Annotated in this window: 10 protein-coding genes; 3 read left to right on the forward strand and 7 right to left on the reverse strand. The window is 68.9% G+C overall.

Going from position 1 to position 9,282, the window contains the following annotated elements; all coding sequences use genetic code 11:
• Positions 1-151 precede the first annotated feature (151 nt).
• Complete coding sequence (locus tag KEG38_RS54470) at positions 152-766, reverse strand: hypothetical protein (protein WP_272429132.1); 615 nt, start codon at positions 764-766, stop codon at positions 152-154.
• A gap of 99 nt (positions 767-865) precedes the next feature.
• Entirely contained in the window at positions 866-1,441 is a 576-nt protein-coding gene (locus KEG38_RS54475) for a 3'-5' exonuclease (RefSeq protein ID WP_272429133.1), read from the reverse strand.
• Positions 1,442-1,495: 54 nt separating this feature from the next.
• Here KEG38_RS54475 and KEG38_RS54480 point away from each other — a divergent pair, with 54 nt between their 5' ends.
• Positions 1,496-2,503, forward strand: coding sequence for a hypothetical protein (locus tag KEG38_RS54480; protein ID WP_272429135.1), 1,008 nt, complete (start codon positions 1,496-1,498; stop codon positions 2,501-2,503).
• On the opposite strand, the gene KEG38_RS54485 is transcribed toward KEG38_RS54480, so the two are convergent.
• Complete coding sequence (locus KEG38_RS54485) at positions 2,504-3,331, reverse strand: lysophospholipid acyltransferase family protein (protein ID WP_272429137.1); 828 nt, start codon at positions 3,329-3,331, stop codon at positions 2,504-2,506.
• Between the two features lie 65 nt (positions 3,332-3,396).
• Between KEG38_RS54485 and KEG38_RS54490 the strand changes: the two genes are divergently transcribed.
• Positions 3,397-4,119, forward strand: a complete 723-nt coding sequence (locus tag KEG38_RS54490) for a methyltransferase (protein WP_272429138.1) — start codon at positions 3,397-3,399, stop codon at positions 4,117-4,119.
• Between the two features lie 6 nt (positions 4,120-4,125).
• On the opposite strand, the gene KEG38_RS54495 is transcribed toward KEG38_RS54490, so the two are convergent.
• Positions 4,126-4,551: a rhodanese-like domain-containing protein gene (locus KEG38_RS54495; protein WP_272429140.1), complete on the reverse strand. Its 426-nt coding sequence runs from the start codon at positions 4,549-4,551 to the stop codon at positions 4,126-4,128.
• Positions 4,552-4,637: 86 nt separating this feature from the next.
• Between KEG38_RS54495 and KEG38_RS54500 the strand changes: the two genes are divergently transcribed.
• On the forward strand, positions 4,638-5,732 hold the full coding sequence (locus KEG38_RS54500) for a quinone-dependent dihydroorotate dehydrogenase (RefSeq protein WP_272429142.1): 1,095 nt from the start codon (positions 4,638-4,640) through the stop codon (positions 5,730-5,732).
• Here the strand turns inward: KEG38_RS54500 and KEG38_RS54505 are convergent, their stop codons facing one another.
• Genes KEG38_RS54505 through KEG38_RS54515 form a run of 3 tightly spaced genes read right to left on the reverse strand, consistent with a single transcriptional unit; the run spans position 5,733 to position 8,625 of the window.
• Positions 5,733-6,635 (reverse strand): DUF6687 family protein, encoded by a 903-nt coding sequence (locus tag KEG38_RS54505; RefSeq protein ID WP_272429144.1) that lies wholly within the window; start codon positions 6,633-6,635, stop codon positions 5,733-5,735.
• 20 nt (positions 6,636-6,655) lie between these two features.
• Positions 6,656-7,258, reverse strand: coding sequence for a hypothetical protein (locus tag KEG38_RS54510; RefSeq protein ID WP_272429145.1), 603 nt, complete (start codon positions 7,256-7,258; stop codon positions 6,656-6,658).
• The gene (locus tag KEG38_RS54515; protein ID WP_272429147.1) at positions 7,255-8,625 is read right to left on the reverse strand and encodes a DUF2330 domain-containing protein; all 1,371 of its coding nucleotides are present in this window, start codon (positions 8,623-8,625) and stop codon (positions 7,255-7,257) included. The genes KEG38_RS54510 and KEG38_RS54515 overlap by 4 nt, the downstream gene beginning before the upstream one ends.
• Between the last annotated feature and the right edge of the window lie 657 nt (positions 8,626-9,282).

Raw genomic sequence — 9,282 nt, forward strand, 5'->3', positions numbered from 1 at the left:
CTTCCAACGGGCCCGTTGGAAGAACTGCGCATCGCGCAGTTCTTCCACCCTCGGTCCAGGCCGTGCCTGGTCCGGGTCGAGGGGCGGACAGCCCCCGCGGGGTCCGGGGCAGCGCCCCGGCGCGACGCCCCCAGACGACACCCATCCCCACCTAGAACGAACCTGAGATCCCGCCTGCCCCGATCGACACTGTCACGGTCTTCCCTGGCTCCGGTGCGGGCTTCTTCGGCCCGCCTTTTGCGAGCACCATTCCGGGGATCATCATCAAGAGACCGATTCCGGCGATCCCGAGGCCCGAGAGCGACAGCACGACGCCTGCGCCGGTGTCGAGATCCTTTGTCAGACCGAGTGCGCCGGTCACCACGCCGCCCACGAAAATGGGCATCCCTGTCCCGAGGAGCACGCCGCCTGCGACGCGGTCGCGCACGAGGTAGTCGTCGTACGAGGCTTGGACCTCGGTGATCTCGGCGAGTGGGATCTCGCGCGCGTCGTCGCGCGTGCGCACGACGAGCCGATCGCTGCGCAAAAGCGAGCGAATGGGCGCGGGATACACGAGTGGCGCGCCCTCCTTGCGCTGGACTGTGACGGTCTGGAGGTGGCCGTAGACGACCTTCCGTGCGCCGCTCTTCGTGGTGATTGTGGGAAAGGGGCCGGACGGGCCGGGGGACGCGTTCGAGAGCGCCGGCAGCTCGGAGGGCGCGACGGTGACGTGGCTCGTGCACGCGGCGAGCCCGAGCGAGCTCGAGAGCGCCAGAGCCACTGTCATCGCCTTCGTTCGCGCCCGGGACATCATCCTCCCGAGCGCGATGCTTTCATGGCCTGCTGCCGCCGGCAAGAAAGCTCGTGCCGGCGGCAAGGTCCCGTCTCATCCTGTGGGCCGCACCTCTGGGATGGGCACACGTCCGATCGCGTAAGGCAGGATCCGCGCGATGTTGCGCGCGTCGTCGATGCCTCGATGATGCGTCCCGAGGAGTGGAAGCCCGAGCCGCTCGAGTGCGCTCGACATGCCGTAGCGCGTCGTCTCTCCGAGGGCCGCGGAGAAGCGCTTCTTGATGTTCATGTGCCCGCGCAGCGGCAGCGGCACGCCCCAGCGGGTCGCGTCGATCTCGAACTGCTTGCGGTCGTAATCGCCCCACGAGCCGAAGAGCGCGTCCCTTTCGCCGACGAAGCGCCCGAGCGCCTCGATCGCGGCTGGAAACGTGGGCGCGCCGTCGACGTCTGCTTGCGTGATCGTCGTGAGCTTCTTGCAGAAGTCCGTGAGCGTCGGCCGGATGACCGGGCGCACGAAGGTGGCGAACTCGCCCACGGGTTCGAGCGTCGCGCCGTCCACGAGGACCGCGCCGATCTCGATGATCTCCATGATCTTCTCGGGGATGCGCCCCTCCTCGTCGCACGTCGCTTCCAGATCGATCACCAGGTGAAATGCAGGTTCCTGTGCCATCGCCGTCCTCCTTGTTCGTTGCTTCGGAACCTTGATACGCTCCCCGCGACGAAAATGCCCGGACACGAACCCGGACACGCTGCTCCCGCAGGCTTTTCCTGGGAGGATTACGTCACCTGGCTCGTCGCGCAGCATGGCTCGCTGACGGCGGTGGCCGAGCGGCTCTCGTCCCTCCGCGGCTACGAGGACGACGTCTACTCGATCGAGCGCGCCTTGCGCCGGCTGCGCACGCGTGGGCAGCGCGATGGCGGGACCTGGGGGGCGCGCGCGCTTTTGGCCTTCGGCCTGCCGGACGCGCTCACGGAGCGGGCCCGCTGGATGGGCGCGTATCACTCGCGCTTCACGGACCTGCCCCTGCCCCTCGCCCAGGACCTCTTGCGCCTCTGGGATCGGCCTCCGGTGAGCGAAGATCCGACCTCGCACGTCTTCCTCGCCCTCGCCCACGCCACGTGCGTGCTGCGCGCCGACGACCGCGACGCTGCCCGGACGCACCTCGCCCGCATCCGCCCGCTGCTCGGAAAAGCGCCGCCCGAGGCGCGGATCGAGGCGCTGCTCACGGAGGCCTTCGTCGCGAGCCGGGAGGACGTCGCGCGTGTGCCCGGCCTGCTCGACGAGATCGAGCCCTTGTTCGAGCTGCCGATGCCCGCCTACGACCGCGCCTGCATGTTCGCCCGGTGGATCGATCAACGCGCCTTCGAGCGAAACCGCTCGTGGGGCGGCAAGCAGCCGGATCCGGCGGCCGCGGAGGCGCTCTACCGGCTCGTCCCGGAGGAAGGGCCGGCCTTCGCGCGGGCGCGGCGTGCAAACGGGCTTGCCTACGCGCGCTGGAAGCAAGGTTTTCCGGAGGAAGGCGCGGCGCTCGCGCGGGAGGCGTGCAGGCACGCGGGCGACGGCGGGCACATGCGGATGCGCGCGATGGCGCTCAACATGCTGGCGCGGATCGTGGGCGGCGAGGAAGGCGCGGAGGCGCGGCGGCGAGCGATGGTGATCGCGAACGAGCTCGAGGACGAGGTGCTGCGGCTTCGGTTCGAGCGGCGGATGGGAACCAAGGCGGCAGGCTGATCAGGCCGCGGCTTGGTCGAGCTTCTCTTTCTCGGCCACCGCCGGCACGCCGGGCAGCGGCTTCTGATCGTCGCGCAGCTTCTCCACGAACACGTTGAAGACCTCGGCCGCGTGCTCGCGCGCCGTCTCCGCGCGCCATCCGGACGTATCGATCGCCGGCAGGACCTCGATGTCCACCGTGGTCGGCTGCACGAAGAGCGTGTGCTTCACCCAGTTTTTGTGCACGCCGTGGAGGACGACCGGCACCACGGGCAGGCCCGTGGCGATGGCGAGGTGCACGAAGCCGAGCTTGAGCGGCCGAAGGCGACCGTCGCGGCTGCGCGTGCCCTCCGGCATGATCCAGATCGACAGCCCGTGCTTCTTCACCGTCCTCGCGATGCCGGACATCGCCGCGATGGCCGATCCCTTGTTCGCCCGATCGAGCCAAAGGTGCCCCGACAGGAGGTAGAGCTGGCCGAAGAAGGGAATCCGGAGGACCTCTTTTTTCATCACGCCGCACCCGCCCACGGGGCAAAGCCAGATCGAGAGGAACGCGTCGAGCGTCGAGGTGTGATTCGCGACGTAAATGGCCGGATGGTTCTGGCCGATGCGCTCCGCGTCGTGGAGGACGGGCTTCACGCCGGCGATCCGCGTGATCGAATACCCGACGATCTTGCCGTAATAGTTGCAGAGCTTGATCCTGAGGACACGGAACGGCAGCAGGAGCAGCGCGATCAGGATGGTCAAGGTGGACGCCACCGCGACCAGCGTAAATCCGACGACGAAACGAGCAGCCGACGAGAGCGCGGCGAAGGTGGTTCGCCCCGACGAGGCGTCTTGGTCCGACATGAAGAAGCGGATCTCCGGAAGGGAAACGTGCGCACCGTACCACGAACCAACGTTAGGATTGCGTCATGATCACGTCCGAGGCCGTCGAGCGAGCGCTGCACGATCTGTTCATCGTCGCGGAAGGCACGAAGCTCCGGCGCGAGGACCGCAAAAAGTCGGTCGAGGTGGCCGCGTTGCTCGGCGAAATCGAGCGACATCGCAAAGATGCCCTCCTCGTGGACGCGGCCGCAGGCAAGGCGTACGTGGGGCTCGTCGGCGCCGCGCTGCTCGGGTTCTCCCGCATCCACGTGATCGAGCGGAAAGCGACACGGATCGCCGCGTGCGAGGCGGCAGCCGCGCGGCTCGGCAAGAGGATCGAGCTCGGGCTCGCAGCAGGCGACGTGGGCGATTCCGCGTGCTGGCCCGAGGCGCCGGAGGTCGTGGTGGCGCTGCACGCGTGCGGGGCGGCGTCGGATGCGATCCTCGACGCGGCGAGCCGGGCGGGCGCGAAATGGATGTACGTGGTGCCGTGCTGTTATGCGGCGAGCGTCCCGTTCGCCGCGGCGGCGGAGGCGAAGGCGGACGCGCTCGGGATGCCGCGGCAAGCCGAGGTGCGGCGGCGGTTCATCCTGTCGCTCGTCGACGCGGAGCGGGCGCTGCGGCTGGAAGCAGCAGGCTACGAGGTGACGATCACGGCGTTCGTCCCGCCCACGGTGACGCCGCACAACCTGCTCTTCCGCGCGCGGCGCGTCCGCGAGCCCGGGCGCATGCGCGAGGCCGCGGCGCGGCTCGCTCGGCTCAGGGCTTGATCTTCGTCACTTCGCGTCCCAGTCGTTGATGCCGCCGAGGTTCGTGACCTGCGTGTAGCCCGCGCCGAGCAGGATCTTCTTGGCGCGCGCGGCGCGCGGGCCGGCGGCGCAGTGCACGACGATCGGCTTCGTCTTGTCGCCGCCCGTGAGCTTTTCGACCTCGGAGAGGCGTGTTTCGAGCTCGCCCACGGGGATGTTCGTGGCCTTGTCGAGGTGGCGCTCCGTGTACTCCTCGGGTGTGCGGACGTCGATCAAGACGCCGCCCTCGGCCACGAGCTTGCGGGCGAGCGCTGGGTCGCGGTCCGGCAGGCCCGCCTGCGCGGCTGGCTGCTGCGACGGGCCGGGCGGCGCGGCCGACTCGTCCTTCGAGCAGGCCGGGACGAGGGCGAGGAGGGAAAGCAGGGCGGCGACGGAAAACGCAGGGGCTCGCATGGCTTCGGACTCCCTGCCACCGTCGACACCAAGGCGCAAGACGCGCCTTGACGCACGCCCGCCGCATCGTATGCCGTCGCCGGCCGATGTACCGCTTGCTGTTCCGCCTGCTCCTCCGCCGCCTGTCCGCCGAGACGGCCCACCATCTCGGCTTTGGCCTCTTGCGGTTTTTGATGGCCTTGCCTGGCGTGCGCGCCCTTTGGAAGCGGCTCTTTGGCCCGCGGGATCCGCGCCTTGCCGTGCGGGCGTTTGGCGTCGATTTTCCGGGTCCGCTTGGGCTTGCCGCGGGGTTTGACAAGGACGCGCGGGGGTTCGAGGAGCTTGGCGCGCTCGGGTTCGCGTTCGTGGAGATCGGCACGGTCACGGGGGAGGCCCAGGGCGGAAACCCGAAGCCGCGGCTCTTTCGGCTCGAGGCGGATCGGGCGCTCATCAACCGCATGGGCTTCAACAACGAGGGCTCGCGCGCGGCGGCCGAGCGGCTCGCGAAGCGGCGGCCGGGCGGCGTGATCGTGGGCGCGAACATCGGCAAGACCAAGGTCGTGCCCGAATCCGAGGCCGCGGCCGATTACGTGGCGAGCGCCGAGCGCCTGGCCGCGCATGCCGATTACATGGTCGTCAACGTGAGCTCGCCGAACACGCCGGGCCTCAGGGACCTGCAATCGACGGAGAAGCTGCGTCCCCTGCTCGCGGACGTCCGCGCTGCGCTCGATCGTGCTTCCCCTGGGCGACGCGTGCCGCTGCTCGTGAAGATTGCGCCTGACCTCGCGGACGAGGACATCGACGCGATTGGCGACCTCGCGCGGGAGCTTGGCCTCGATGGGATCATCGCGACGAACACCACGATCCGCCGGGATGGCCTTGCGACGGACGCCGCGCGTGTCGCGGAGATCGGCGCGGGCGGGCTCTCGGGCAGGCCTGTGAAGGCGCGCGCGCTCGCGGTTTTGCGCAGGCTCCGGGCGCGCGTGGGTGATTCGATGGTGCTCGTCGCCGCGGGCGGCGTGGAGAATGCGGACGATGCGTGGGAGCGCATCGCGGCGGGGGCGACGCTGGTGCAGGCGTACACGGCGTTCATCTACGAGGGTCCCGCGTTCGCGAAGCGGATCCACGAGGGGATCTCGGCGCGAATGCAGGCCGAGGGGATCGGCTCGATCGCGGAGCTCGTGGGCAAAGAAGCGCGCTGATCAGGCCTCGAACCGCTCGAGCAAGACGAAACGTTCCGCCATCGCGCGCGGCTCTTCACGAATCGGCGCCGTCGTGCGCAGGAGGGCCGTCATCCCGAAATCGACGCCCTTCATCGCCCACGCGGGCCCGAGACCCGCGGCGAGCGCATTGCGGCTCGGCGCCGGGATCACGGGCCGCACGACCGTATCCGCCCAGGCCCAGCGCGGTAGCTCGTACCGATAGCGGAACGAGCCATCCGGCTCCTCGAACGCGAGCAAGAGCCGCCGCACGCCCTCCCCCGTCGAACCGAGCTTCGAAAGCACGGCCCCCGGCGCCTCGGGCACGCCTGGCCCGTGGTGGAACACGCGAATCGGGCCGACGGCGTACGAGACCACGTCCCCCGCGTTCGCGCGCCGCTCGGCTTCGAGCAACGCCGAGAACGACGTCCCCCAGAGATCTTCGCGTGATTCGAGGGTCCGCACAAGCTCGCCGAGCGATGCGAGCACGATCGGATACGCGCTTGCCTCGGGCTTCAGCACGACGAGGCGCCGGATCGCCATGTTCAGCCAGAGGCCACGTGTATCGGCCGGCCACTCCTCGAAATCGCCGGCCTCGGCTGCCGCGACGATGAGCTCCGCGTGCGCGGTGGCCGTCTCCGGGTCGAGCAGCGACCAGACGGCGAGCACTCCATCCGCGTCGAAATGGTTGTTCACGACGACCGTGGGCGCCTCGGCCGGCGACGCTTCGCGGACGAACGAGAGCGCAATCTCGACGGAGGTATCGGCCTTGAAGGCCTTCGGCGTCCGGTTTTTCGCCCAGTGGCTCAGATCGAGGGCCGCGCCCGCGACGAGCCCGTCGCAGGAGACGGCGCCTTCCGGCGCCCGCTCGCCCATGGGAACGAACTGGAACTGTCGTGCGGCCATGGGCGAAGGCTAGCATGGAATCACGCCCGCCGCGGGGCGAGCGCGAACACGATGAGCGGGGCGAGCGCGGCGAGGCCGAACAAGAAGGCCCACTCGCCCCACGAAGGAGCGGTGAAAAAGGGCTTCGGCGAAAAACGGAGCGAAATGCCGAGGACCAGGCCCAAGAGCCAGATCCCTCCGACGACGTGGCTGAAGCGCCGCCAGCCTTTGCGGAAAAACCCCCACACGAGGCAAACGAGCGCGCCGAGGGCCACCACGAGCCCGACCCAGACGAAGGGTTGGTAGCGGGACGTCGGCTCGATCAGGAGCAGGAGCGTGATGACGAGGATCATGCCGAGGGCCACGAGCGTCGCGGCCACCGCGGGCACGCCGAAGAGCCACCGGCCCGGCGCCGCCTGCTTGAAGCCGCGCACGAGCCCCACGGCGCCCGTGAACAGGGGCGCGAATGCGAGCCCCGCGAGGATCGCCACCGGCGCGGCGTCCCCGGCCGCCATCTGGAGCAGCGATTCCCGGCCGCCAAATGGCAAAACGAGCGGCAGGCAAAGCATCCAGAGCGGCACGCCCGCGGCCATGGCCACGAGGCGATGGCGCTCCTCGGCAAGGTCTTTCGGCGCGTCGCTCACGTCGTCCTCCGCATCCGGGAAAGCAAGAACCCGAGGAGCCCGAGCCCTGCGGCGAGCCCGAACCCGATCGCGGCGGTGCTCGTGCGCAGATACGCGGTCCACGGCACGCGAACATTTCGATCGATGTTCGGCGGCGATCCCTGGAGCCCAATCGATTTCACGTCCTCGGCCACGAGCGCAGACAGCGTGATGCCCTCCCGCGGCGCGAACGCGAGATCCCGCGCCGCCGAGGGCTTCTTCGGATTGTCGCCCCATCGCCCGTAGATCGGATCCGTGCAGGTGACGTCGCCTTTCCAGGGGTGTCGCACGATGTACCGCCCTTGAAACATGTTCTGGCCGCCCGGCGCGCCCGGGGTCGCCGCGTGTTTGTCGGGGCCGTTGCTCCAGCCATTGCCGTCCGTGATCGGCGGCGCGGCGCGGAAGACGAGATCCTCGCCGAGCGAGTCCTTCGTGTAGCGGACGTGCAATCGGGTGATCGTAGCCTCCCAGGGCGACATGCCGGTCGCGGGCGGATCCCCGGGCCCGCGGTCGGTGTCCTTCGGGCTCACGAGGGTATCGCCGCCGAGCGTCGCGAGATCCCCCGTGTCGAGCGTCGGCCCCGGGCACGGATCACAGGATCCGGCGGTCCAGGCATACTCGGTCACGACCGCGCCGGGCTTTTTCGCGACCGTCTGATCGAAGAGCGCCACGTAAAACGATCCGAAGGCGCCGAGCGCGGACTCGTTGAGCTCGATGTTCGTGGGGATCGTGAGGTTCGGATAATTGGCCGCCTCGTACCGCTGCTTCTTCGCGATGACGTGGACGATGAGGTCCTGCGTGCCTTTCGAGTTCAGGAGCCCGAGCCGCACGGGCAAGGCAAAGGTCTCGGTGTCGTAATGGAACCGGAGCGGCGAGAGCGTGGCCATGCCCTTCGCGTCGAACTTCACCTTCTCGGGATCGACCTTGGCCACGAAGAACTTGGATCCCGTCTGCACGTAGGGCCGGAACACCGGCTCGGCGCCGTCGGGGATGCGATATCCATTCTGGCGGAGCCACGTATCGAGGGCGGAGGAATCGTCGGCGCCGAGGATGACGATGTCGTATTCGCCGACCGCGAACTGCGCTTCGATCCGGACGAGCGGCGCGCTGAGCTGATCGATGCGATCGAAGACGGCGCGCGCGAGGGTCTTGACGTTCTCCTTCTGGAGGACGACGGGCACGGGGACCACCATGGCGAACTTGTCCGGCGGGCCCTGATAGTTGTTCTGCATGGACAGCACGGTGCGCGTGCCGTCGCGCAGGAGGACGACCTGCGTCGCGTTGTTGTAGAGCTTCGCGTCGGCTCCCCTGACCTTGGGCCAAGAGTCTACGACTGCTCCGGTGATCATCGAAGGAAGCGTGATGCTACCACGGGGGCAGGCGACCGGAAGGGGGGAGGCAAAGGCGTGGGCGGAGGCGGAGAACGCCAAGGGGGTCCACCAGTGCCGGTGTGGGTGTGGGGAGAGGATCCAGGTGACGACGCGGCACCTGCGGGAGGGGATCCCGGGGTACATCCGGGGCATCACTTCTTCTCATCCACGTAGCTTTGCGCAGCCGAGGAGCCCCCGCCCCCGCCTCCGGGCTCCGCGGTCTCCGTGACGACGGATCGGCGTCGTTGGCGCGGGCTGGTGTTCCACACCGTGAGTTGCCGCGTCCAGTAGGCCGAGCGCCCAGATGCGGGGCGCGCAACCGAACGAGCAGGTGTGTGCAACGGCTTAGGCATCCACGACAACATCCGTCGACCCTCCGGACGCGCTGCGACGCCCCGCTTGCCTGAATGACCTTCGTGGAGGAACTCTAGCCGCCCTGACACTTCAACCGCAGCGCGCAGTTCTTCCGGAAACGTGCAGGGCTCGCCCAGGTTCGGGTCGAGGGGCGAACTAACAATCCCCCGGCAAAGCCGGGGGGTTTCGATGTGTGAGCCGCTAAAAGCGGCTGATTTACGGGCCGCTCGCGAGCGGCCTTCGGAGCCACCTTAAGGTGGCGCTCGATCCTACAGGAGGCGG

It is taken from the genome of Polyangium jinanense, assembly GCF_028435265.1.
Lineage (GTDB): Bacteria > Myxococcota_A > Polyangia > Polyangiales > Polyangiaceae > Polyangium > Polyangium jinanense.